Genomic DNA, 24,124 nt, shown 5'->3' on the forward strand with positions numbered 1-24,124 from the left:
CTGCCCGGATAAGCGAGACCCTTGGCCCTGCCGCTCGCGAGGATTCCGAATCAACCCTCATTGCAATCGGAAAACGTCGACCAGTCCGATTTGACAAATTTAACAAAAATAACAATCGGCAACAATTTGATTATCTCTAAAAAATAAATCCTTGAAAAAACAACACCATAAAAATTAACCTATAAAAACACAGGAATACTAAATTGAAATTTGTTAATAAATATTAAAGCTATATCCGCGACATCAAACAATCGCTATCTTTCCTCAACCCGTCACAAAGGAGGTTTCGATGCATTCCAAACAAAGTTTCTCCACTCGGAAGGCCACCAGATTGGCTGCAGTCACCTTTGGCATCGTCATTGCCTTGCTTCATCCTGGCAGTGCTGCAGCCGACGGCCTTGCGAGCAAAATCCTCGAAGGTCCGAACACTTCCAATCAACGAGCATTCACAAGTTGCTCCGTTTTCTACACAATGTGCATTCAGCGATACGGTAGCAGACCCGGCAGCACGGCTGGCATGACACGATGCGCAGATTGCTTGAATAACTGCAATCGCTCGAATGGATGGTGGCCGATGATCAGCGGTTGCGCCGTATAACGACAGTGATGTGCTTCGTCGCGATTAGTTGTGTCGATAGCGCTCAACCGCACAAAAATCCGTCGTTCGCTCGCGACGAGGTTGAAATTTCTACCCAAGATCAAGGCGTACCAATGCTCCGAAACAAAGATCACCAAAATATGATCCATGCATCATTCTCGGACATCACGTCCAATGTCATCGCATCTGCAATTTCGGAAGGGAGGTTGATGGGGTCACATGTTCTTATTGGCGGAAACTGGCACCTCGGCCCTCTCAAAGAACGCGACGTCTCGACCCTGTCGGCGTGGTTTTACGATAATTTCGGATATATCCCAAGCGACTTGACCATCGACACCCCTATCATCCCCACCAACGAGTTGATCAAAGTGTGTGCATGGGTAAATCCATTATCATCAATCGAATATGCGAATTTCATGCACTGGATAAGCCATGATCCTCCACGGGATTTCCTGTTGATTTCGATCCAGAAAGAGAGTGCCCACCCTGCTGCGGAGAACTTCCTCGATCTCACCAAGCTTCTCGACAATGCAGTTGAAATAAAATCGATCGACGTCAGTTCCTATATCACAGAATGGAGCTCCCTCGTCGAGGAAAACGCCGATTTCAGAATGGTCAACGGAATTGGAAAAATTCAATCATTCCGATCAACGGATTTCGACGCATACATCATCAACTCCATAGCCAGGAAGTGGGAGCCCACACCGATAGTAGTATTGCGCATAATAGAAATAATCCAATCGGAAAGACGTGATTTTCCGGGAGATATTTTCCTCTATCATCGACTCGAGAAATTCTTCTTGAGTGGCATCATCGAGAAGCAAGCCGAAGTCAGCATCACACAAACACAGATACGGATTGCGAGTTCCTGGCATCTCCGTTCATCAGCCATGCAAATTTCAGACTCCATACGCCATGCCGAATAATATAAAGCTCCTTCCAACATCACTCTTTACACTTGCGCTCGCCACAGCGCACACCGAAGCAGCTTCCGCCGATGTAGAAGCGAACTTGCAACGGGAATTGCAAGCCAAACTGCCCGAACTGAAGATAGAGCAAGTTATCCCGTCAAAAATCGACGGACTATATGAGGTCACCGCAAATTCACGAATTTTCTACAGCAATTCATCGGCATCGCACGTTATCATCGGCAACCTGTTCGACACCAATAGTCAGGAAAACATAACAGAAACACAACTCAATAAGATTAACAGCATAAACATCAATGACCTTCCATTCCAATATGCCATCAAACATAAAAATGGAACCGGAGAGCGCGTGATCGCTACATTCTTCGATCCGAACTGCTCGTTTTGCAAGAAAATGAGTCCCGAGCTAGGCAAGATCCCCAACGTGACCGTATACATTTTCCTGTACCCAGTTCTTTCTACCGACTCCGTCACCAAATCTGAAATCATTCTGTGCACCGACAATCGACTCCAAGCATGGAAGCAATGGATCGAAAGAGGGAAAACCACCGCCCCCCGCAAGCGTTGCCAGCCCACCATCACGAAAGAACTCCTTTCGCTGGGAAAGAAGCTCAATATCAGGGGAACGCCCACCACGTTCCTGCCTTCCGGAGAAAGAGTCGCGGGATTTATTTCCGGGAAAGATTTGGCTGACAAGATTGATCGCAATAACCGCGTGGAGCTTAGAACCCCACCCCGCCCCTGAAGTTTGAAGGGGCATTCCGCGATCACGGTAGCACGGATCGAATCCGGGTGACGATCCTCTCCGCATCCTTGTATTGACCTGTCACTCCATGAATTGAAACACAGACAAAGTCGACAGATACGCCGCAGAACTTCCGGCACAATTCAGCACAATTCCTACACGGATTCACGAAACTACCTCGATTATCATGGCCGCCTGACTCGAACCAGCATCGCCGCGCCGTATCCATCCGACTCCTCTATCGATCTGCACTGCATGCCACGATTGCAGGACCATCCCGATTAGCCATCCACGCCGCCGACGCCCGACTCATCAACGCCGTATTCTCATGAATAAGAAGATCCGCCGCCGGCTCACCATACTGGTCATCAGCGGTGCAGCCATTGCCACTGCCGTCGTAGCAATAATGATCGCCACGCCCGACAAACATCCGCAGTACCTGTCCGCGCCCGTCACGCGCGGCGATCTCGAGAACGCGGTGCTCGCGACCGGCGCGCTGCAGGCGTTCAGGCAAGTCGACGTCGGCGCGCAGGTGTCGGGGCAGTTGAAGACGCTGAAGGTCAAGCTCGGCGACAAGGTCACGAAAGGCCAGTGGCTCGCCGAAATCGATCCCGTGATCTCGGAAAACGCGCTGCGCCAGGCGCGCGCCAGCGAAGAAAGCCTGCGGGCGCAGCAGCAATCGACCGCCGCGCAACTGACACAGGCCGAGCTCGCGTTCCGTCGCCAGCAGGCGATGCTGCCCGACGATGCGACGTCGCGCGAAGCGTTCGAGGCCGCGCGCGCGGCGCTCGACGTGCAGCGCGCCACCCTCGCATCGCTCGCCGCGCAGATCCGTTCGGCCCGCATCCAGATCGAGACCGCGCAGGCCAACCTCGGCTACACGCGCATCGTCGCGCCGATCGACGGCGAGGTCGTCGCGATCGTCACGCAGGAAGGCCAGACCGTGATCGCGCAACAGCAGGCGCCGGTGATCCTGAAGCTCGCGAATCTCGACACGATGACCGTGAAGGCGCAGGTATCGGAAGCCGACGTGATTCGCGTGAGCGCCGGCCAGACCGCCTATTTCACGATCCTCGGCGAACCGGACAAGCGTCACTACGGCAAGCTGCGCGCGATCGAACCGGCGCCGCAGAACTACGCCGACGCGCAAAGCGCGCTCGGCGGCGGCGCGGGCGGCGGCGCGAAGCCGAACAGCGCGGTGTTCTACAACGCGCTGTTCGACGTGCCGAATCCCGAGCACCGGCTGCGCATCGCGATGACCGCGCAGGTCAACATCGTGCTCGGCAACGCCCGCAACGCGCTGATCATTCCGGCCGCCGCGCTCGGCGAGAAGCGCAAGGACGGCACCGTCGCGGTACGCGTGCTGCGCGCCGACGGCAGCACGGAAACGCGCCATGTCCGCATCGGCATCAACAACAACGTGCGCGTCGAGGTGCTGGCCGGCCTGAAGGACGGCGAGCGCGTCGTGATCGGCGAAGCGTCGGCGGACGAGCGCGCGCCATTGTCGGACGTGGTGTAACGATGCGCCAGCCTCTGCTGAAACTCGCCGCCGTCACACGACGCTTTCCGGCCGGCGACAAGGACGTCGTCGTCCTGAACAACGTCAACCTGTCGATCGACGCGGGCGAGATCGTCGCGATCGTCGGCGCGTCGGGGTCCGGCAAGTCGACGCTGATGAACATCCTCGGCTGCCTCGATCATCCGAGCGAAGGCACGTACATGGTCGGCGGACGCGACACGCACATGCTCGACAGCGACGAGCTCGCGCAGTTGCGCCGCGAGCACTTCGGCTTCGTGTTTCAGCGCTATCACCTGCTGCCGCACGTCGACGCGGTCGCGAACCTCGAAATGCCGGCGATCTATGCGGGCACCCCGCGCGCCGAGCGGCACGCCCGCGCCCGCGCATTGCTCGCGTGCCTCGGGCTCGCCGATCGCGCGCATCACCGGCCCGGGCAACTGTCCGGCGGCCAGCAGCAGCGCGTGAGCATTGCACGCGCGCTGATGAACGGCGGCCAGGTGATCCTCGCGGACGAACCGACCGGCGCGCTCGACACGAAAAGCGGCCAGGACGTGATCCGCATCCTGCACGAACTGAACGCGCTCGGTCATACGATCGTGATCGTCACGCACGACAAGGCCGTGGCGCGCCATGCGCGGCGCATCATCGAAATCAGCGACGGCGAGATCGTCGCCGACCGGCCGAACCGCCACTACGCGGAAGCGCTCGCGGAATCCGGCGTCGGAGCAGCCGCAACGGCCGAAGCGGCACCCGACGGGCGGTCCGCACCGGCTTCCGCGGATGCCCCGCCGGCCGCCGAAACCGAAACCGACGCCGCTCCCGCCCCGCGCACCCGACGCTTCGCCGCCGGCACCGGCCGCTTCGGCGAGGCGTGCCGGATGGCCTGGATCGCGCTCGTGTCGCACCGGCTGCGCACGCTGCTGACGATGCTCGGCATCATCATCGGCATCACGTCGGTCGTGTCGATCGTCGCGGTCGGCGAAGGCGCGAAGCGTTACATGCTCGACGAGATCGGCAGCATCGGCACCAATACGATCAGTCTTTATCCGGGCACCGACTGGGGCGACAGCCGCGCGGACGCAATCCAGACGCTCGTGCCCGACGACGTCGCCGCGCTCGCGGAGCAGCCGTACATCGACAGCGCGACACCCGAGACGTCGCGCACGCTGCTGCTGCGTTATCGCAACATCAATGTGAATGCGCTCGTCAGCGGCGTCGGCGAGCGCTACTTCCAGGCGCGCGGGATGCGCTTCGCGCTCGGCGTCGCGTTCGACGACGACGCGGTGCGCCGCCAGGCGCAGGTGGTCGTGATCGACCAGAATACGCGCCGCAAGCTGTTCGGCGCGGCGCGCAATCCGGTCGGCGAAGTGATCCTCGTCGACAACGTGCCGTGCGTCGTGATCGGCGTGACCGCCGACAAGAAAAGCGCGTTCGGCAGCGTGAAGAGCCTGAACGTGTGGGTGCCGTACACGACCGCGAGCGGGCGCCTGTTCGGCCAGCGCTATCTCGACAGCATCACCGTGCGCGTGCGCGACGGGCAGCCGAGCGCCGCCGCCGAGAAAAGCCTCGAGAAACTGATGATCCAGCGCCACGGCCGCAAGGACTTCTTCACGTACAACATGGACAGCGTGGTCAAGACCGTCGAGAAGACCGGCCAGTCGCTGACGCTGCTGCTCTCGCTGATCGCGGTGATCTCGCTCGTCGTCGGCGGGATCGGCGTGATGAACATCATGCTGGTGTCGGTCACCGAGCGTACGCGCGAGATCGGCATCCGGATGGCGGTCGGCGCGCGCCAGTCCGACATCCTGCAGCAGTTCCTGGTCGAGGCCGTGCTCGTGTGCCTGCTCGGCGGCACGATCGGCATCGCGCTGTCGTTCGGGCTCGGCGCGCTGTTCTCGATGTTCGTCGCGCAGTGGAAGATGGTGTTCTCGGCCGGCGCGATCGCGACCGCGTTCGTGTGCTCGACGCTCACCGGTGTGATTTTCGGGTTCATGCCCGCGCGCAACGCGTCGCGGCTCGATCCGATCGATGCGCTCGCGCGCGACTGACGCAACATGGCCATCACGCATTCCTCCCCGCTTCACCGTCTCGGCGCATTCGCGTGCGCGGCCGCGCTGCTCGCCGGCTGCGCGGGCGTGCGCCACGATCCGCTGCCGGCCGTCGCGATGCCCGCGAACTGGGCCGCGCCGGTCGCGGTCGACGCGCCGGCCGCCGCGCGCGACTGGTGGCACAGCTTCGGCGATCCGCAACTCGATGCGCTGATCGACGACGCGCTGCGCGCCAACGGCGATCTCGCGATCGCGGCGATCCGCGTGTATCGCGCACGGTTGCAGGCAGGGCTCGTCGATACGAACCTGACGCCCAACGTGACGCTCGGCGCGAACGGCGCCGTGTCGCGCACGCTCGATACCCACCGAACGAGCCGGTCGAGCGGCCTCGCCGGTTCGCTCAGCTACGAAATCGACCTGTGGGGCCGGCTGGCCGCGCTGCGCGATGCCGCGCGCTGGGAAGCCGACGCGACGGCCGCCGATCTCGAAGCCGCGCGACTGTCGCTGATCGGCACGACCGCGGCGCTGTACTGGCAGATCGGCTATCTGAACCGGCAGATCGCGCTCGGCGACGCGAACATCGCGTATGCGGCGCGCACGCTCGCGCTCGTCCGGTCGCGGCACACGGCCGGCGCCGTGTCGGGGCTCGATCTCGCGCAGGCCGAGCAGAGCCTCGCCGCGCAACGCGCGGCGCAAACGCAACTGATCCAGCAGCGCACCGAGAACCGGCACGCGCTCGCGATCCTGTTCGACCGGCCGCCGCAGCAACTCGCCGCCGAGCCGGCCGCGCTGCCCGACGCCCCGCCGCCCGACGTGGCGGCCGGCCTGCCCGCGAGCCTGCTCGGCCGGCGTCCCGACCTGCGTGCGGCGGAATTCCGGCTGCGCGAGTCGCTCGCGCAGGTCGACGCGACGCGCACGAGCTTCTACCCGACCTTCACGCTGACCGGCAGCGCCGGCACGACGAGCACGAGCCTCGAGCGCGTGCTGACGAACCCGGTCGGCACGCTCGGGCTCGGCCTCGCGCTGCCGTTTATCCAGTGGAACACGATGCAGTTGCAGATCAAGGTGTCGAAGTCGCAGTACGAGGAAGCGGTGGTCGGGTTCCGCCAGCGGCTCCATACGGCGCTCGCGGAAGTCGAGAACGCGCTGTCCGCACGCGTGCAGCTCGAACGCGAGGCCGAACAGCGTGCGCTGTCGCTCGCCCAGGCACAGCGCGCCGAGCGGCTGGCCGCCGCGCGCTTCGCGGCCGGCGCGACCGCCGTGCAACCGTGGCTCGACCAGCAGCAGGTCCTGAGGAACGCGCAGAGCGCCGACGAACTGACGCGCCTGAACCGGCTCAACAACCAGATGAAGCTCTACCGCGCGCTCGGCGGCGGGACGTCCTGACCGGCCGTCCTGTGCCGACCGCCGGCCGCGTCATTCGCACACGGCCGCCCCGCGCCGCGCCGGCGCGAACGCCACCATGCTCGCGGTCGCGAGCACGGCCACGCCCGCCGCGCCGTACACCATCACCCAGCCGAACCCATGCACGAGCGCAGCGTGCAGCGCCGCGCCGGTCGGGTCGGCCTGCGCGAGCGCCGGCGCGACGGCCTGCAGCCCGTCGGTGCGACCCGACGCGATTTCCTGCGCGAGCCGGCGCAGCGCCGCATCGCCGATCGCGCCGGCCGGCCCGCGCTTCAGGCTCGCGACGATCCCCGCCACCAGCACGAAGCCCATCGCCGCGATGTTCAGCGCGAGCGAGATCATCCGCGCGCTCATGTCGATGCCCGACGCCATCCCGGCCCGCGCACTCGGCACCGCGCCCGTCGTCGTGTTGGTGACGGGCGTATTGGTCAGCCCGAGCCCGATGCCGGCGATCGCGCAGCCCGGCAGCATCGTCAGCCAGCTCGCATGATCGGCCGCGCTGCCCAGCCGCATCAGCACGAAACCGGCCGCGATCGTGAACAGGCCGCCCGGAATCACGACGCCCGGGCCGTAGCGCAGGGCGAGCCGTTCGCCGAACGGCGGTGCGATCAGCGTCGGCAGCGTGTACGCGAGCAACGCGAGGCCGGCCGTCACGCTGTCGTAGCCGAGCGCGACCTGGAACCAGATCGGCAGGTAGATCATGAACGGCCAGAAGCTGAAGTTCATCCCCATCGAGCCGAAGATCGCGCCGGTGAACGCGCGAATCCGGAACACCGAGAAGTCGAACATCGGCCGCGCGCTGCCGCGCTCCGCGGCGACGAAGCCGGCCAGCGCGAGCACGGTCGCGCCGAGCACGCCGAGGCCGGTCCTGCTCGTCAATCCGAGTTCGGCGCTTTGGGTGATGTAGAACGCGAGACCGAGCACCCCGAGCGACAACGTGACGATGCCCGCGACGTCGAGCGAGCCCGCATGCGGATCGCGCGATTCGCGCACCGCGCCGCCGATCAGCGCGAGCGCGACCGCCGCGAGCGGCGCATGCACGAGGAACACCCACGGCCAGCTCGCCAGCGCGACGATCGCGCCGCCGACGATCGGCCCGAACCCGAGCCCGATGCCGAACACGATCCCCCAGATCCCGAATGCACGACCGCGCTCGCGCCCTTCGCGGAACTGGTGCGACAGCACGGCGATCTGGCAGATCAGCATCGCGCCGCCGCTCGCGCCCTGCAACAGCCGGCCCGCGACGAGCACCGGCACGTTCGGCGCGAGCCCGCACAGCAACGACGTCGCGCCGAACAGCACGGTGCCGATCACGTACACGCGCTTGCGGCCGAACCGGTCCGCGAGCGTACCGGCCGCCATCAGCACCGTCGTACACGCGATCGTGTACGCGTTCATGATCCACTGCATGCCGTTGAAATCGCCATGCAGCACGTGTTCGAGCGTCGGCAGGATCACCGGCACGCTCGAGATTTCGAGGCCGAACATCAGCGACGTGAGACAGACGGCCGCGAGCGCGACCGCATTCCTGCGAGAGTCGGATAGCGTCATGCGTATTGCGCGGCGGCCCGACGACGGGCCGCGCGCCTCCAGGTCAGTAGGATTCGCCGCGTGCGGCCGGCGACGCACGCTGAACGGGAATCGGTACTATAGTGAGAATTCACCTCCCCATTGAAGCGTCCATTTCCATGCACTGGGGAATCTCAGGACCCAATCGACTCACACCCGCCATGACCGACAGACTCGACGGCGTAACGACCTTCGTCCAGGTCGTGGAATCGGGCAGCTTCGCGCTGGCCGCGGAGCGGCTCGACATGACGCGGTCCGCGGTCGGCAAGGCGATCGCGCGGCTCGAGAAGCGGCTCGGCGCACGGCTGCTGCAGCGCACGACGCGCAGCCAGAGCCTGACCGACGACGGCCAGGCGTACTACGACCGCTGCGTGCGCGCGCTGGCCGAACTCGAAGCGGCGGAAGCCGATCTCGACTGCGGCCGCCACGAGGCGCGCGGCAAGCTGCGGCTGAGCGTGCCGCTCGCGTTCGGGCACCACTGCGTGACGCCGATCGTGCTCGACCTCGCGCGCACTTACCCGCACCTGCGAATCGACGTGTCGATCACCGACCGCTTCGTCGATCTCGTCGAGGAAGGGATCGACCTCGCGGTGCGGATCGGTACGCTCGCGGACAGCACGAGCCTCGCGGTGCGGCGGCTCGGCACGCAATACGGCAGCCTCGGCGCGGCGCCGTCGTATCTCGCGCGCTACGGAACGCCGAAGACGCTCGACGACCTGAAGCACCACCGGACGATCGCCTATTCGCGGTCGGGCGTGGTGCAGCCGTGGGACTTGCGCGCGCCGGACGGCTCGACGGTGCGGATCGACATGCCGCATCAACTGAGTTTCGACGACGTGCAGGCGATCGCCGCGGCCGGTGCGTCGGGGTTCGGGATCGCGTGGCTGCCGAGCTGGCTGCTCGACCATTACGTGAAGCGCGGGGAGATGGCGGTCGTGCTGGATCGCTGCTTCGTCTGCGAAGGGGACATTCACGCGATCTGGCCGAAGACGCGCTACCTGCCGCGCAAGACGCGCTGCGTGATCGATGCGCTCGCGCAGGCGATTCCGCCGATGATCGAGCGCGCGGACGAAGCGCGACGAGACGCGTGAAAGCCGACGCGCCGCACGGCGCGTCGGCGCATGCGCATCACGCCGCGCCGAGATCGGCGAGTGGATGCGCGAACAGCTTCCACGGCGACGTCAGGAAATGCCGCACGCGCTCGGCGCGCAACTCGACGAGCGACGCGGGCGCCCAGCGCGGCTTGCGATCCTTGTCGACGAGATGCGCGCGCACGCCTTCGCAGAAGTCGCCTTCCTCGATCGCGCGCGCCACGATGCCGAGCTCCATCCGGAACGATTCCGCGAGCGTCATCTGCCGGCCGCGCAGCAGCGCCTCTCGCGTCACGGCGAGCATCGTCGGCGAATGGCTCGCGAGCGCATCGAGCGTCGCCTGCAACCATTGACGGTGCTCGCGCGCCAGCTCGTCGCGCGCCAGGTCCTGCGTGAGCGTCGCGACGATCCGCTCGACGGTCGAGCGCTTGTCGAAGTGGCGGACGATCCACGGCATCTGGCCGTCGAGCGCCGCATGCGGCACCACGTTGCACGGCGGCTCGAACACCTTGCGCAACAACGGCAGCGCATCGCCATCCCATTTCACGCTTTCGATGCGCGTCTCGAACGTGTCGAGCCACGCGGACGGCACGCACAGGTCCGCGAGCTTCGCGCTCAGCGCGTCTGCGCCCGACAGCATCGCGCCGGTCAGCCCCACGTACAGTTCGAGTTCGGCCGGCATGCGCGACAGGAAATGCGTCGCCCCCACGTCGGGCACGAGGCCGATGCGCGTTTCCGGCATCGCGATCTTGCTGCGCTCGGTCGCGACACGCAGCGCCGCGCCCTGCGCGAGCCCCATGCCGCCGCCCATCGTCACGCCGTCCATCAGCGCGACCACCGGCTTCGGGAACGTGTGGATCGCGTAGTCGAGCCGGTATTCGTCGACGAAGAACGGCAGCCAGGTCTCGCGCTGCGCGACCATCCTGTACAGCGCGCGCACGTCGCCGCCTGCGCAGAAGCCCTTCTCGCCCGCGCCGCGCAGCACGACCGCGACGATCTGGTCGTCGTGGCGGCAGCGCTCGAACAGCGCGGTCAGCTCGCCGATCATTGCGTACGACAGCGCGTTGAGCGCGGCCGGCCGGTTCAGCGTGATCAGCGCTACGCGGTTCACCACGCGAAACAGCACCTCGGGCGCATGCTCCGCGAATGCGTCGTGATTCGTCACCGGCGTGCTCATCGTTGCGACTCCCCATCGGTGCGCCACTGCGGCGCGCGCTTGCCGAGGAACGCCGCCACGCCTTCGCGCGGATCGGCCGTGTCGAACAGGTCGACGAAGCGCTCGCGCTCGACCGCGAGCGCCGCGCCGCGCGGCACGCCGCGACGGGCGAGGCCGATCAGCTCCTTGCTGTAGCCGACCGCATGCGGGCTTTGCCGTGCGACGTTGCGCGCCAGCGCGAGCGCCGCGTCGCGCGCGGCGCCGCTTTCCACCACGTCCTCGACGAGGCCGATCCGCAGCGCGGTGGCCGCATCGACGCGCGCGCCGGTCAGGATGATCTTCTTCGCCCAGCCTTCGCCGACGAGCCAGGGCAGCGTCTGCGTGCCGAGCCCGCACGGCAGCAGGCCGACCGACGGTTCGGGCAGCGCCATCTGCGCATGCGCCTCCGCGATCCGCAGGTCGCACGCGAGCGCGCATTCGAGGCCGCCGCCCATCGCATAGCCGTTGATCGCCGCGATCGTCACGACGCGCGCATCGTGCAGCGCCTCGAACGCCGCGCCGAAGCGCGACGCCATCGCGCGCGCGACCGCGCGGTCGCCGTCGGCGAACGTGTTGAGATCGGCGCCCGCGCTGAAGAACTTCGGGCCGTCGCCGGTAATCACCAGCGCGCGCACGCGCGGGTTCGCATTCAGTTCGGCGACGGTGGCCTGCAACTGCTGCAGCCCGTCGGCGGTAAAGGCGTTCGCGGGCGGACGCTTGAGCGTCGCGCACGCGATCGCGCCGTCGTCGACGTAGTCGAGTTCGATCATCACGCGTCCTTCTTCGTGGCCGGTTGGTACAGGCGGATCACCGCCGAGAAATCGAGCTGGCCGTCGCCGCGGCTGCTCATCGTCTGGTACAGCTGCTGCGCGAGCGCGCCGAGATAGACGGGCTGGCGCGCCTGCTTCGCCGCATCGTTCGCGAGGCCGAGATCCTTCAGCATCAGGTCGGTGCCGAAGCCGCCGGAGTAGCCGCGCGACGCCGGCGCGGTCTCGATCACGCCCGGATACGGGTTGTAGGTGTCCGAACTCCAGCAGCGGCCCGTCGACGTGTTGACGATGCCGGCCAACACCTTCGGGTCGATGCCGAGCGCGACGCCGAGCGACATCGCCTCCGACACCGCCGCCATCGAGATGCCGAGCACGAGGTTGTTGCAGACCTTCGCGACCTGCCCCATGCCCGTCGCGCCGCAGTGGACGATGTTCTTGCCCATGCCGGCGAGCACGGGCTTCACGCGCTCGAAATCCGCATCGCTGCCGCCGACCATGAAGGTCAGCGTGCCGGCCGCCGCGCCGCCGGTGCCGCCCGACACCGGCGCATCGACGAACGCGCCGCCGTGCTCGCGCACCAGTGCGCCGAACGCCTGCGCGCTCGCCGGGTCGATCGTGCTCGAATCGATCACCGTCGCGCCCGCGCCGAGGCCGGCCAGCACGCCGTTCTCGCCGGACAGCACCGAGCGCACGTGCGGCGCGGCCGGCAGCATCGTGATCACGAACGTCGCGCCCGACGCCGCATCGCGCGGCGACGCGGCCGCCTGCGCGCCGGCGTCCTGCAGCGCGCGCAACGCGTCGGCGCTCAGGTCGAACGCGTGCACGTCATGGCCGGCTTTCAGCAGGTTCAGCGCCATCGGCGCACCCATGTGGCCGAGGCCGATGAATCCGATTTTCATGTTTGTTTCCTCCACCGCTCAATGCAGCCGGATCGTCGTATTCACCGGGCCGGCCGTCGTGTCGTCGTCGAACCAGCGCGCGGTGACCGTCTTGGTCTGCGTGTAGAACTGCACGACCTGCTTGCCGTACGGGCCGAGATCGCCGAGCTTCGAGCCGCGCGAACCGGTGAAGCTGAAGAACGGCACCGGCACCGGAATCGGGATGTTGATGCCGACCTGGCCGACGTCGATCTCGCTCTGGAACTTGCGCGCCGCCGCGCCGCTCTGCGTGAAGATGCCCACGCCGTTGCCCATCGGATTCGCGTTGACGAGCGCGATCGCGTCGTCGAGCGTGTCGACCTCCATCACGACCAGCACCGGCCCGAAGATTTCATGCGTGTAGATCGACATGTCGGTCGTCACGCCGGAGAAGATCGTCGGGCCGATGAAGTTGCCGTCCTCGTAGCCGGGCACCTTCACGTCGCGACCGTCGAGTTCGAGCTTCGCGCCTTCCTTGATGCCCGCATCGATCAGCGTCAGGATCCGGGCCTTCGCGCCGCGCGACACGACCGGGCCGACGTCGGTGCCCGCTTCGGCACCTGCATTGACCTTCAGCGCCTTCGCCTTCGCGACGATGTCGGGCAGCCACTCGCGCGCCTTGCCCACCAGCACCGCGACGGAGGTCGCCATGCAGCGCTGGCCGGCCGCGCCGAAGCCCGCGCCGACGAGCGCGTTGATCGTCTGCTCGCGGTTCGCGTCGGGCAGCACGATCGCGTGGTTCTTCGCGCCCATCATCGACTGCACGCGCTTGCCGTGCTGGCCGCCGAGGTTGTAGACGTGCGTGCCGACCGCCGTCGAACCGACGAACGAGATCGCCTTCACGAGCGGATGCGTGCAGATCGCGTCGACGACTTCCTTGCCGCCGTGCACGACGTTCAGCACGCCTTTCGGTATGCCGGCCTCGAGCGCGAGTTCGACGAGTTCCATCGTCGACATCGGGTCCTGCTCCGACGGCTTCAGCACGAACGTGTTGCCGCACACGATCGCCATCGGGAACATCCACAGCGGAATCATCGCGGGGAAATTGAACGGCGTGATGCCCGCGCACACGCCGAGCGGCTGGCGCAGCGTGTAGGTATCGACGCCGCCCGCGACGTTCTCGGCGAATTCGCCCAGTTGCAGCGTGCCGATCGAGCATGCGTGCTCGACCACTTCGAGGCCGCGGAAGATGTCGCCTTCGGCGTCGGGAATCGTCTTGCCCTGCTCGGCCGTCAGCGTCTTCGCGATGCGCTGCTGGTTCGCGCGCACCAGATCCTGGAACTTCAGCATGATGCGCATGCGCGCGGCGATCGGCGTGTTCTTCCACGTCGCATACGCGGCGTGCGCGGCCTGCACGGCCGCGTCGACCTCCGCGACGGTCGCGAACGGCACGCGCGCGAGCACCTGCTGCGTCGCCGGGTTGACGACGTCGCGCCACTCGTCGGTGGCGGACTCGACGAAAGCGCCGTCGATCAGCAGCTTGACCGTCGGCACGTCTTGCCCCGTACGGGGCGTCGGATTCGCGTTCATCAGAGCACTCTCCTTGCAGTGGGTCGCGGCGTGGCGGCATGCCGCCGCGCGACCGGTTCGATTCGGCTGCGGGCGGCCGCGGCGGCATGCGGCGCGCGCGGCCCGCGGCCGGTCATTTCAGTTCGGCGGCGAAATCCTCTTCCCAGTATTCGCCGGGCATGCGCGCGGTCGCGTCGTCGCCGCGCTCGATCTCGCGGCGGCGCAGCTCGACGCGGCGGATCTTCCCCGAGATCGTCTTCGGCAGCTCCGCGAATTGCAGGCGGCGAATGCGCTTGTACGGCGCGAGCTTCTCGCGCGAAAAACGGAAGATCTCCAGCGCGAGCGCGGGGCTTTCCTCGTAGCCCTGGCGCAGCGTGATGAACGTCTTCGGCACCGACAGCCGCACCGGGTCCGGGCTCGGCACGACGGCCGCTTCCGCGATCGCCGGATGCTCGATCAGCACGCTTTCCAGTTCGAACGGGCTCAGCCGGTAGTCGGACGACTTGAACACGTCGTCCGCGCGGCCGACGTACACGTAGTAGCCGTCGTCGCGACGCATCGCGATGTCCGACGTGCGGTAGTGGCCGTCGCGCATCGCATGGGCCGTCGCGTCGGGATTGTTCGCATAGCCGTTCATCAGCCCGACCGGGCGCGCGGCGCCATCGCCGAGCGGCAGCGCGACCTCGCCTTCGCTGACGGGCGCGCCGTCCGGATCGAGCAGCGCGATCCGGTAGCCGGGCAGCGGCCGGCCCATCGAGCCCGCGACCACCGGCTGACCCGGCGAGTTGCCGATCAGGCAGGTCGTCTCGGTCTGGCCGTAGCCGTCGCGGATCGAGATGTTCCACGCCTTCTTCACGCGCTCGATGATCTCGGGATTCAGCGGCTCGCCCGCGCCGACGATCTCGCGCAGCTTCACGTCGAACGACGCAAGCGGCTGCTGCACGAGCATGCGCCACACGGTCGGCGGCGCGCACAGCGTGGTCACCCGGTATTTGACGAGCGCATCGAGCACGAGCTTCGGCTCGAAGCGCGCATAGTTGAACGCGAACACACACGCCTGCGCATTCCACGGCGCGAAGAAGCAGCTCCACGCATGCTTCGCCCAGCCGGGCGAGCTGATGTTCCAGTGGATGTCGCCCGGCTGCAGGCCGACCCAGTACATCGTCGTCAGATGGCCGACCGGATACGTGCGGTGCGTATGCTCGACGAGCTTCGGCTTGGACGTCGTGCCCGACGTGAAGTACAGCAGCATCGGATCGTTCGCGTGCGTGACGGCGTCCGGCTCGAACGCGGCGCTCGCCGCATAGCCGTCGTTCATCGCGAGCCAGCCCGCGCGCGGCGCGCCGGCGACGATCTTTTGCGCGAGGCCGAGATCGGGCTGCTCGAACTTCGCGGTTTCGTTCTCGTCGACGATCGCGTATTTCGCGCCGCCGATGCGCACGCGGTCGCGCACGTCGTCGGGCGACAGTTGCGTCGTGGCGGGCAGCACGATCGCGCCGAGCTTCATCGCGGCCAGCATCGCGTCCCACAGCTCGACGCGGTTGGGCAGCATCAGCAGGATGCGGTCGCCGCGCACGACGCCGATCGAGCGCAGCCAGTTCGCGATCCGCGACGAACGCTCGGACATCTGCGCGAACGAATACGGATCGCCCGTGCCGGTCGCCGCATCGACGATCCACAGCGCGGGCTCGTCGTTGCCGCGCGCCATCGGGTCGAAGTAATCGAGCGCCCAGTTGAACGCGTCGAGCACCGGCCATTCGAACTCGCGGTACGCGGTCTCGTAGTCGGTGCGATGGCGCAGCAGAAAATCGCGTGCGTCCAGGAATGCCTGTACCGTCATGTGTCGTCTCCGTCCAGTCTCCATGCCCAGCGGTCAACCGGCGCACGTGCTGCAGCACCTGCCCGGCTCCGTGTTGCACGGCGCACGGTCACGTCGTTGCGTGCCGCGTTCGCCGCGCTGCCCTCGTGCTTGCGTTGTATGCCTGCTTGTTCGACCGTTTGTTCGACTGCGTGATACCCCGGATGAGCGCGCGCCGCGACTCAAAGCTGTCGCGCGATCACCATCCGCTGCACTTCGCTGGTGCCTTCGTAAATCTGCGTGATGCGCGCGTCGCGATAGTGACGCTCGACCTCGTAATCGACCAGATAGCCGTAGCCGCCGTGAATCTGGATCGCGTCCGAGCACACGCGCTCCGCCATCTCGGACGCGAACAGCTTCGCCTGCGACGCTTCCGACAGGCACGGCAGCCCGGCCGTGCGCAGCTTCGCCGCGTGATGCACGAGCAGGCGCGCGGCGTTGATCTGCACGGCCATGTCGGCGAGCTTCTGCTGGATCGCCTGGTGCTCGGCGATCGGCTTGCCGAACTGCACGCGCTCGCCCGCATAGCGGCGCGCCTTGTCGAATGCGGCGCGCGCGATGCCGAGCGCCTGTGCGGCGATGCCGATGCGCCCGCCTTCGAGGTTCGACAACGCGATCTTCAGCCCTTCGCCGCGATTGCCGAGCAGGTTTTCCTCGGGAATCGCGCAGTTCTCGAACGTGATCGGGCAGGTGTCGGACGCGCGGATGCCCATCTTCTTCTCGGGCTTGCCGACGATGAAACCCGGCGTGTCGGTCGGCACCAGGAACGCGGAAATGCCGCGCTTGCCGGCTTCCGGATCGGTCATGGCAAAAACGATCGCGACGCCCGCGCGCTGGCCATTGGTCACGAACTGCTTCGCGCCGTTCAGCACCCACTTGCCGTCGCGCAACTCGGCGCGCGTGCGCAGGTTGTTCGCCTCGGAGCCGGCCTGCGGCTCGGTCAGGCAGAATGCGCCGATCACGCGGCCGGCCGCCATGTCGGCCAGCCAGCGATCCTTCTGCGCGGGCGTGCCGAAGCCGAGGATCGGCCCGCAGCCGACCGAGTTGTGCACGCTCATCATCGTCGCGCACGCGGCGTCGCCGGCCGCCACTTCCTCCATCGCCAGCGCATAGGCCACGTAATCCGTATACGAGCCGCCCAGTTCCTGCGGCACGATCATCCCGAGCAGGCCCAGTTCGCCGAGCTGCGCGACGATCGCGTCGGGCAGGTGCGCGTCGCGGTCCCACTGCGCGGCGTTCGGCGCCAGCACCTCGGTGGCAAAAGCGCGCGCGGCATCGCGGATCATCCGCTGGTCTTCGGTGTAAAGCTCGTCCATGGTGCTGCAGTCTCCCGCGGCCGCCGGGCGCGACCGTCCTTGCGTTTCGATGCAACAAGTGTAGGCAAGCACGCGCGACTGTTCGATGCTCGCGTCGCTCATTTACACTGAGCGTTTTTGCCATACCGGCGACACCGATGAAGCAGGAAGACAAGGGAACCGTCGCGATCGGCCTCGTCGCGTACAGCGTCGCGCTGGCCACGCGGCGCGGCGTCGCGGCCGAGCCGCTGCTCGCGCAGGCCGGCATCGCGCCTGCGCTGCTCGAGCAGCCGCGCGCACGCGTGTCCGCGCAGCAATATGGCGCGTTGTGGAACGCGATCGCGCGCACGCTCGACGACGAGTTTTTCGGGCAGGATCGTCACCCGATGCGCAGCGGCAGCTTCATCGCGATGAGCCAGGCCGCGCTGTCCGCGCGCGACGGGCTGCACGCGATGGCGCGCGCGGTGAACTTCATGCACTGCGTGCTCGACGACTTGCACGCGGAGCTCGACGCAAACCCGCAACGCGTGCGGCTGCGTTTCGTGCACCGCAACAACGGCGCGACGCCCGCGATGTTCACGTACGCGACCTATTTCATCATCGTCTACGGCCTCACCTGCTGGCTGATCGGCCGGCGCATTCCGCTGCTGCATGCGAGCTTCCGTTGCGACACGCCGCCCGCCGATCACGAATATCCGTCGATGTTCTGCGACGACATGCGTTTCAACGAGCCCGATTCGTATGTCGATTTCGATCCCGAATTCGCGACGCTGCCGGTCGTGCAGAACGCGAAGACGCTGAAAACGTTTCTGCGCAACGCGCCGGCCAGCTTCATCGTCAAGTACCGCAACCCGAACGCGCTCGCGCAGCGCGTGCGCGCGGTGCTGCGCGGGATGCCGCCCGCCGCGTGGCCGGGTGCGGGCGGGATGGCCGCGCGGCTGCACGTGGCCGAGGCCACGCTGCGCCGCAAGCTGCACCAGGAAGGCCACGCGTACCAGTCGATCAAGGACACGCTGCGGCGCGATCTCGCGTTCGAGGCGCTGGCCGACCCCGCACGCACGATCGCCGACGTCGCGGCCGCGACCGGATTCGCGGAGCCGAGCGCGTTCTACCGCGCGTTCCGCAAATGGAGCGGACGCAGTCCGGCCGACTATCGCGACGAAGTGCTCGCGCGCGGCGGCGGCGCCAGCTGAATCCGGCCGGCGCGGCCGCACCTTCGCGCTTTCCGCCGAAACCGCCTAATCTTCAGGTATCGGGCCCACGCCCTTTCCGCAAGCCGGACGGCACGCGGTCGTGCGCCGCCCGGACGTCCCGATGCGCTTTCACCGTCATGGGCCGCCGCCGGCCTCTGCCGCGCCCGACGGCCGCCCCCGTCACCCGCTGTCCGCGCGGGTCGCGCGCGCCGCGCTGTTCGCGGCGCTGCTCGTCGTATGCGCCGCGCTCGCCGCACCGCCATCGGCCGACGCGCCGGCCGCGCGTCCGGTCGTCGTGATTCCCGTCAATGGCGCGATCGGCCCGGCCAGTGCCGATTTCATCGTGCGTTCGCTCGAGCGCGCGGCCCGCGAGCACGCGCCGCTCGCGATCCTGCAGCTCGACACGCCCGGCGGCCTCGATACGTCGATGCGGCAGATCATCAAGGCCATTCTCGGCTCGCCGGTGCCGGTCGCCGCGTTCGTCGCGCCGGGCGGCGCGCGGGCGGCGAGCGCGGGCACCTACATCGTCTATGCGAGCCACTTCGCGGCGATGGCGCCCGGCACCAATCTCGGCGCGGCGTCGCCCGTGCAGTTCGGCATCGGCGGCGCCGCGCCGCCGGGTGCGCCACCCGGTGCATCGGGCGCATCGGGCGCATCCGCCACCGCCGCCGCGCTGCCGACCGACACGCAATCGACCGAGATCCGCAAGGCGATGCAGGACGCGTCCGCGTACATCCGCGGCCTCGCGCAGTTGCGCGGGCGCAATGCGCAATGGGCCGAGCGCGCGGTGCGCGAGGCCGTGAGCCTGTCGGCGAACGAGGCGCGCATGCAGCACGTCGTCGACCTGATCGCGCAGGATCCGGCCGATCTCGCGCGCCAGCTCGACGGCCGCGCCGCGACGACCACCGCCGGCACGCTGCATCTCGCGACCGCGCACGCCCCGCTCGTCGTGCTCGCGCCGGACTGGCGCAGCCGCTTCCTGGCGATCATCGCCGATCCGAACGTCGCGCTGATCCTGCTGACCATCGGCATCTACGGCCTCTTCTTCGAATTCGCGAACCCCGGCTTCGTGCTGCCGGGCGTCGCCGGCACGATCTGCCTGCTGGTCGGGCTGTTCGCGATGCAGTTGCTGCCGGTCAGCTATGCGGGCCTCGGCCTCGTGCTGCTCGGGCTCGGCTGCCTCGTCGCCGAGGCATTCCTGCCGACCTTCGGCGTGCTCGGGTTCGGCGGAATCGTCGCGTTCACGATCGGCGCGCTGATGCTGATCGACACCGACGTGCCCGGCTACGGAATTCCGTGGCCCGTGATCGCGAGCCTCGCGCTCGGCGGCGGGCTGCTCGTCGCGGGCGTGTCGAGCGTCGCGCTGCGCGCGCGGCGCCGCCCGGTCGTGACGGGCGCCGAGGCGATGCTCGGCAGCATCGGCGAAGTGCTCGACGACGGCCTGCATCCGGACCAGCCGAACGACGCGGCCGGCGCCCCGCCGTCGGCCGCCGGCTGGGCGCTCGTGCACGGCGAGCGCTGGCGCGTGGCCAGCCGCACGCCGCTGGCCGCCGGCTGCCGCGTGCGCGTCACCGGCCGCCACGGGCTGACGCTGACGGTCGCGCCGCTCTACGACGTGCCCGCCCCCGCCCATCCCCAGGGAGAACCTTCATGATCGGTTACACGTTCGGCTTCAGCAGCGTCCTGATCGTCTTCGTCGTGGTGCTCGTCGCGTCGTCGATCCGCATCTTTCGCGAATACGAGCGCGGCGTCGTGTTCATGCTCGGCCGGTTCTGGAAAGTGAAGGGGCCGGGGCTCGTGCTGATCATCCCGATCGTCCAGCAGGTCGTGCGGATCGACCTGCGCACCGTCGTGTTCGACGTGCCGCCGCAGGACGTGATCACGCGCGACAACGTGTCGGTGAAGGTCAACGCGGTCGTGTATTTCCGTGTCGTCGATCCGGAGAAGGCCGTGATCCAGGTCGCGCGCTTCTTCGACGCGACGAGCCAGCTCTCGCAGACGACGTTGCGTTCGGTACTCGGCAAGCACGACCTCGACGCACTGCTGGCCGAGCGCGAGCAGCTGAACGCCGACATCCAGAAGACGCTCGACGCGCAGACGGACGCGTGGGGAATCAAGGTGTCGACGGTCGAGATCAAGCACGTCGACCTGAACGAGACGATGATCCGCGCGATCGCGCGGCAGGCCGAAGCCGAGCGCGAGCGGCGCGCGAAAGTGATTCATGCGGAAGGCGAATTGCAGGCGTCGGAGAAGCTGCTGCAGGCCGCGCAGCGGCTCGCGCAGCAGCCGCAGGCGATGCAGCTGCGCTATCTGCAGACGTTGACGACGATCGCCGCGGACAAGAATTCGACGATCGTGTTCCCGCTGCCGATCGATCTGCTGGGGGCGTTGCTGGAGCGGTTGGGTTCAAAACCCGCACCGTGACGCACCGGCCGCGCTTTCCGAATAACCGAACCGGCAGTCCGGCTCGTCGCCGGCCGGGACACGTGCCGCCCGGCCCTCTAGAGCCCTCCCTCCATTTCCCCGTTCCATTAGGACAAATCCTCACGTCCCGCCCAGTGGAACCGTCTATTATCGTTACATTGATCAATGATACATTAAATGCTGACTGAATAACGCGTGACGGCGGATGCCGGCGCGCGCATTCCGGATCGGCACCCCGCGAAGAACAGGACTCGAGTAAGCGCCGATGCGCCAACTCCGGTCGACCCATGGAGACGCATCATGACCGCCCACCACCCGCTGCCGGAAGTCCATCTCGACGAACTGCCGCAATTCCGCGCGGTCCAGCAGCTGGCGTACCGCTGCGTCGAAACCGTCGGCGCGATGCTGTACCCCGGCATCACCGAGAAGGAAGCCGCGCGCCTCCTGACCGAATGGCTGCAGGACAACGGCGTGCACGACTGGCTGCACAAGCCGTTCGCGTGGTTCGGCGACCGCACCGCGTTCGAGGGCTTCTCCGGCCTCAAGCACATGGGCGGCTTCAATCTCGCGTTCTTCCCGAGCAACCGCCAGCTCGAAACCGACATGCCGGTGATCCTCGACGTCGCGCCGGTGCTCGACGGCATCGTCGCCGATGTCGGCTACGCGCACTGCCTAGGCCGCAACCCGATCCTCGAGCAGTTGCAGGACGACCTGATGGACCATCGCGACATGATCGTGCGGCTCGTGAAGGCGCGCCGGCCGATGGCGGAAGTCGCGCAGGAAGTCGACGCGCTGTGCCGCCGCCAGGGCGTCGAGCCGCGCCACAAGGCCTACCCGTTCAAGGTGCTCGCGCATCGTGTCGCGAAGATCCACAAGCTGTCGAAGCCGCGCTTCGTCGCCCGCTTCGGACTGAACGCGACGCGCAACCTGCTGCTCGACCAGGGCCGCGCGGCGAAGCAGCAAGGCTGGTCGCCGCTGTGGTCGGTCGACCGCCGCTCCGAGCATGCGCCCGTGCCGGGCCTGTGGGCCGTCGAGCCGCATCTCGGCTTCGCCGGCGTCGGCGCGAAATTCGAGGAGCTGCTGGTGATCACCGACGACGACGCGTACTGGCTCGACGACGATCTGCCGCACGTGCGCCGCTGGCGCCGCCGCCAGGCCGAGCGCGCGCAGGCCGCGGCGAACGTGCCGGCCGCCGCCTGACCCACCCGCCCCCGCCTTCCGACTCCCTGAACGACGGACTCACGATGCAGCCTCTTTCCGACGAAGCGCCGCTGGCCCTGTTCGAATCGGTTCACGCCGAAACGGCGGTCGCCTCCGGCGACCTGACGCTCGCGGTCAGGACCTGGGGCGACCCGGCCCGCTCGCCGGTCGTGCTCGTGCACGGCTATCCCGACGACAGCAGCGTCTGGCAGCACGTCGCGCCGCTGCTCGCGCGCCGGCACTACGTGATCGCGTACGACGTGCGCGGCGCGGGCCTGTCCGGCGCACCGAGGCGCACGGCCGACTACCATCTCGCGAAGCTGACCGACGATTTCGTCGCGGTGATCGATGCGCTCTGCCCGGGCCGCGCCGTGCACCTCGTCGCACACGACTGGGGCTCGATCCAGGGCTGGGAATTCGTCACCGATCCGCGCCTCGCCGGCCGCATCGCGTCGTACACGTCGTGCTCGGGGCCATGCCTCGACCATGTCGGCTACTGGCTGCGCGAACGCGTCTTGCGCCCGACGCCCGCGTCGCTGGCCACGCTCGGCGGCCAGCTCGTGCGCTCGTGGTACGTGTATCTGTTCCACGTGCCGTTCATTCCCGAGCTCGGCTGGCGGCTGTGGCTCGGCCGCGCGTGGCCGGGCCTGCTGCGCCGGCTCGAGAAAACGCCCGCCGCGCCGCGCCCGACCCAGGCCGACGACGGCGCGCGCGGCGTACGCCTCTATCGCGCGAACTTCATCCGCTGCCTGTTCGCGCCGCGCGAGCGCCATGCGCACGCGCCGGTGCAGACGATCGTGCCGCTCGGCGACAAATACGTGAGCCCCGCGCTGTCCGAAAACCTGTCGCGCTGGGTGCCGCAGTACTACCGCCGCGAAGTCGCTGCCGGCCACTGGCTGCCGCTCGCCGATCCCGCGCGCTTCGCGGATCTCGCCGGGCAATTGATCGACGCGGTCGAATCCGGCAACGAGCCGCCAGCGCTCGCGAACGCGCGCCGCCGCGCAACCAGCGGGCGCTTCGACGGCAAGGTCGCGGTCGTCACCGGCGCGGGCAGCGGGATCGGCCGCTGCGCGGCGCTGGCCTTCGCTCGCGAAGGCGCGACGGTCGTCGCATGCGACATCGATCTCGCGAGCGCCGAGCGCACCGCGCTGCTCATCGGGCTGACCGGCGCGCACGCGCATGCGAAGCGTGTCGACGTCGGGTCCGCGGACGAAATGGAAGCGCTCGCGACCTGGGTCGGCGGCGAACTCGGCGGCGCGAACATCGTGATCAACAACGCGGGCATCGGCATGGCCGGCGGCATCCTCGACACGGACACGCGGGACTGGGAGCGCATCCTGCACGTGAACCTGTGGGGCGTGATCCACGGCTCGCGGCTGTTCGCTCGGCAGATGGCCGCGCGCGGCACCGGCGGGCACATCGTCAATACCGCGTCGGCCGCCGCGTTCGGCCCGTCGCGCGACCTGCCCGCCTATGCGACGACGAAAGCCGCGGTGCTGATGCTCAGCGAATGCATGCGCGCGGAACTGGCGGGGAAAGGCATCGGCGTGACGGCCGTGTGCCCCGGCTTCGCGGAGACCGGGATCATGGCGTCGACGCACTACGCAGGCGCCAGCGCACAGGACGAAGCGCGGCTGCGCAAGCGCGCGACCAGGCTGTACCAGATGCGCGGCCTGAAACCCGAAACCGTCGCGCGGGCGATGGTCGACGGCGTGCTGCGCAACCGCCCGGTCGTGGCGGTCGGCGGCGAAGCGCACGCGATGCGTTTCGTCGGCCGCTTCATGCCGTGGCTGGGCCGGATGCTCGCGCGCATCAGCATGGCATCGCATTGACGGCGCACGACGCCGCACAGGGACAGGG

19 protein-coding genes are annotated in these 24,124 nt (G+C 67.3%); 11 read left to right on the forward strand and 8 right to left on the reverse strand.

All coding sequences use genetic code 11. From position 1 onward, the window contains the following. Positions 1-480: 480 nt before the first annotated feature. The gene (locus WS54_RS33850) at positions 481-747 is read right to left on the reverse strand and encodes a hypothetical protein (protein ID WP_162499606.1); all 267 of its coding nucleotides are present in this window, start codon (positions 745-747) and stop codon (positions 481-483) included. Between WS54_RS33850 and WS54_RS09655 the strand changes: the two genes are divergently transcribed. From WS54_RS09655 to WS54_RS09675, 5 genes are all read left to right on the forward strand, one after another. Further along, entirely contained in the window at positions 739-1,524 is a 786-nt protein-coding gene (locus WS54_RS09655; RefSeq protein ID WP_236872712.1) for a DUF3658 domain-containing protein, read from the forward strand. The genes WS54_RS33850 and WS54_RS09655 overlap by 9 nt on opposite strands. Further along, positions 1,514-2,272: a DsbC family protein gene (locus WS54_RS09660; protein ID WP_082725192.1), complete on the forward strand. Its 759-nt coding sequence runs from the start codon at positions 1,514-1,516 to the stop codon at positions 2,270-2,272. The genes WS54_RS09655 and WS54_RS09660 overlap by 11 nt, the downstream gene beginning before the upstream one ends. A 328-nt stretch (positions 2,273-2,600) precedes the next feature. Continuing rightward, the gene (locus tag WS54_RS09665) at positions 2,601-3,791 is read left to right on the forward strand and encodes an efflux RND transporter periplasmic adaptor subunit (RefSeq protein ID WP_059786050.1); all 1,191 of its coding nucleotides are present in this window, start codon (positions 2,601-2,603) and stop codon (positions 3,789-3,791) included. Between the two features lie 2 nt (positions 3,792-3,793). Continuing rightward, positions 3,794-5,839: a MacB family efflux pump subunit gene (locus WS54_RS09670; protein ID WP_059786051.1), complete on the forward strand. Its 2,046-nt coding sequence runs from the start codon at positions 3,794-3,796 to the stop codon at positions 5,837-5,839. 6 nt (positions 5,840-5,845) lie between these two features. Continuing rightward, complete coding sequence (locus WS54_RS09675; RefSeq protein ID WP_059786054.1) at positions 5,846-7,225, forward strand: efflux transporter outer membrane subunit; 1,380 nt, start codon at positions 5,846-5,848, stop codon at positions 7,223-7,225. 30 nt (positions 7,226-7,255) lie between these two features. Here WS54_RS09675 and WS54_RS09680 read toward each other — a convergent pair whose 3' ends face one another. After that, on the reverse strand, positions 7,256-8,794 hold the full coding sequence (locus WS54_RS09680; protein ID WP_059786057.1) for an MFS transporter: 1,539 nt from the start codon (positions 8,792-8,794) through the stop codon (positions 7,256-7,258). Positions 8,795-8,973: 179 nt separating this feature from the next. Here WS54_RS09680 and WS54_RS09685 point away from each other — a divergent pair, with 179 nt between their 5' ends. Further along, positions 8,974-9,903, forward strand: a complete 930-nt coding sequence (locus WS54_RS09685) for a LysR family transcriptional regulator (protein ID WP_059786059.1) — start codon at positions 8,974-8,976, stop codon at positions 9,901-9,903. A 37-nt stretch (positions 9,904-9,940) separates the two neighbouring features. Here the strand turns inward: WS54_RS09685 and WS54_RS09690 are convergent, their stop codons facing one another. From WS54_RS09690 to WS54_RS09715, 6 genes are all read right to left on the reverse strand, one after another. Then, positions 9,941-11,080 carry an enoyl-CoA hydratase/isomerase family protein gene (locus WS54_RS09690; protein WP_059786062.1) on the reverse strand — a complete coding sequence of 380 codons (1,140 nt, stop codon included), beginning with the start codon at positions 11,078-11,080 and terminating at the stop codon, positions 9,941-9,943. Then, positions 11,077-11,868 carry an enoyl-CoA hydratase gene (locus tag WS54_RS09695; RefSeq protein WP_034204346.1) on the reverse strand — a complete coding sequence of 264 codons (792 nt, stop codon included), beginning with the start codon at positions 11,866-11,868 and terminating at the stop codon, positions 11,077-11,079. Before WS54_RS09695 ends, WS54_RS09690 begins: the two co-directional genes overlap by 4 nt. Next, on the reverse strand, positions 11,868-12,767 hold the full coding sequence (gene mmsB, locus WS54_RS09700; RefSeq protein ID WP_059786065.1) for a 3-hydroxyisobutyrate dehydrogenase: 900 nt from the start codon (positions 12,765-12,767) through the stop codon (positions 11,868-11,870). Before mmsB ends, WS54_RS09695 begins: the two co-directional genes overlap by 1 nt. Positions 12,768-12,785: 18 nt before the next feature. Next, a complete protein-coding gene (locus WS54_RS09705; protein WP_059786067.1) occupies positions 12,786-14,315 on the reverse strand; it encodes a CoA-acylating methylmalonate-semialdehyde dehydrogenase in 1,530 nt (509 codons plus the stop codon). 112 nt (positions 14,316-14,427) lie between these two features. After that, positions 14,428-16,134, reverse strand: coding sequence for an AMP-binding protein (locus tag WS54_RS09710; protein WP_059786070.1), 1,707 nt, complete (start codon positions 16,132-16,134; stop codon positions 14,428-14,430). A 200-nt stretch (positions 16,135-16,334) separates the two neighbouring features. Continuing rightward, positions 16,335-17,468 (reverse strand): acyl-CoA dehydrogenase family protein, encoded by a 1,134-nt coding sequence (locus WS54_RS09715; protein ID WP_034204342.1) that lies wholly within the window; start codon positions 17,466-17,468, stop codon positions 16,335-16,337. 137 nt (positions 17,469-17,605) lie between these two features. On the opposite strand from WS54_RS09715, the gene WS54_RS09720 reads away from it, so the two are divergent. From WS54_RS09720 to WS54_RS09740, 5 genes are all read left to right on the forward strand, one after another. Continuing rightward, positions 17,606-18,640 (forward strand): AraC family transcriptional regulator, encoded by a 1,035-nt coding sequence (locus WS54_RS09720; protein WP_034204341.1) that lies wholly within the window; start codon positions 17,606-17,608, stop codon positions 18,638-18,640. A gap of 121 nt (positions 18,641-18,761) precedes the next feature. Beyond that, positions 18,762-20,294, forward strand: a complete 1,533-nt coding sequence (locus tag WS54_RS09725) for an NfeD family protein (RefSeq protein ID WP_059786072.1) — start codon at positions 18,762-18,764, stop codon at positions 20,292-20,294. Next, on the forward strand, positions 20,291-21,064 hold the full coding sequence (locus WS54_RS09730; protein WP_059786075.1) for a slipin family protein: 774 nt from the start codon (positions 20,291-20,293) through the stop codon (positions 21,062-21,064). The genes WS54_RS09725 and WS54_RS09730 overlap by 4 nt, the downstream gene beginning before the upstream one ends. Before the next feature lie 300 nt (positions 21,065-21,364). Next, positions 21,365-22,264 carry a M24 family metallopeptidase gene (locus WS54_RS09735; protein ID WP_059786077.1) on the forward strand — a complete coding sequence of 300 codons (900 nt, stop codon included), beginning with the start codon at positions 21,365-21,367 and terminating at the stop codon, positions 22,262-22,264. A gap of 44 nt (positions 22,265-22,308) precedes the next feature. Then, entirely contained in the window at positions 22,309-24,096 is a 1,788-nt protein-coding gene (locus tag WS54_RS09740; RefSeq protein ID WP_059786078.1) for an SDR family oxidoreductase, read from the forward strand. Positions 24,097-24,124 lie beyond the last annotated feature (28 nt).

The organism is Burkholderia sp. NRF60-BP8 (assembly GCF_001522585.2).
Classification (GTDB): Bacteria; Pseudomonadota; Gammaproteobacteria; order Burkholderiales; family Burkholderiaceae; genus Burkholderia.

Coding starts and splice junctions, on each gene's coding strand:
- WS54_RS33850 (WP_162499606.1), bottom strand. CDS start 747: ATGGATCATATTTTGGTGATCTTTGTTTCGGAGCATTGGTACGCCTTG.
- WS54_RS09680 (WP_059786057.1), bottom strand. CDS start 8,794: ATGACGCTATCCGACTCTCGCAGGAATGCGGTCGCGCTCGCGGCCGTC.
- WS54_RS09705 (WP_059786067.1), bottom strand. CDS start 14,315: ATGAACGCGAATCCGACGCCCCGTACGGGGCAAGACGTGCCGACGGTC.
- WS54_RS09655 (WP_236872712.1), top strand. CDS start 739: ATGATCCATGCATCATTCTCGGACATCACGTCCAATGTCATCGCATCT.
- WS54_RS09735 (WP_059786077.1), top strand. CDS start 21,365: ATGACCGCCCACCACCCGCTGCCGGAAGTCCATCTCGACGAACTGCCG.
- WS54_RS09670 (WP_059786051.1), top strand. CDS start 3,794: ATGCGCCAGCCTCTGCTGAAACTCGCCGCCGTCACACGACGCTTTCCG.
- WS54_RS09710 (WP_059786070.1), bottom strand. CDS start 16,134: ATGACGGTACAGGCATTCCTGGACGCACGCGATTTTCTGCTGCGCCAT.
- WS54_RS09660 (WP_082725192.1), top strand. CDS start 1,514: ATGCCGAATAATATAAAGCTCCTTCCAACATCACTCTTTACACTTGCG.
- WS54_RS09730 (WP_059786075.1), top strand. CDS start 20,291: ATGATCGGTTACACGTTCGGCTTCAGCAGCGTCCTGATCGTCTTCGTC.
- WS54_RS09740 (WP_059786078.1), top strand. CDS start 22,309: ATGCAGCCTCTTTCCGACGAAGCGCCGCTGGCCCTGTTCGAATCGGTT.
- WS54_RS09695 (WP_034204346.1), bottom strand. CDS start 11,868: ATGATCGAACTCGACTACGTCGACGACGGCGCGATCGCGTGCGCGACG.
- mmsB (WP_059786065.1), bottom strand. CDS start 12,767: ATGAAAATCGGATTCATCGGCCTCGGCCACATGGGTGCGCCGATGGCG.
- WS54_RS09690 (WP_059786062.1), bottom strand. CDS start 11,080: ATGAGCACGCCGGTGACGAATCACGACGCATTCGCGGAGCATGCGCCC.
- WS54_RS09720 (WP_034204341.1), top strand. CDS start 17,606: ATGAAGCAGGAAGACAAGGGAACCGTCGCGATCGGCCTCGTCGCGTAC.
- WS54_RS09685 (WP_059786059.1), top strand. CDS start 8,974: ATGACCGACAGACTCGACGGCGTAACGACCTTCGTCCAGGTCGTGGAA.
- WS54_RS09725 (WP_059786072.1), top strand. CDS start 18,762: ATGCGCTTTCACCGTCATGGGCCGCCGCCGGCCTCTGCCGCGCCCGAC.
- WS54_RS09665 (WP_059786050.1), top strand. CDS start 2,601: ATGAATAAGAAGATCCGCCGCCGGCTCACCATACTGGTCATCAGCGGT.
- WS54_RS09715 (WP_034204342.1), bottom strand. CDS start 17,468: ATGGACGAGCTTTACACCGAAGACCAGCGGATGATCCGCGATGCCGCG.
- WS54_RS09675 (WP_059786054.1), top strand. CDS start 5,846: ATGGCCATCACGCATTCCTCCCCGCTTCACCGTCTCGGCGCATTCGCG.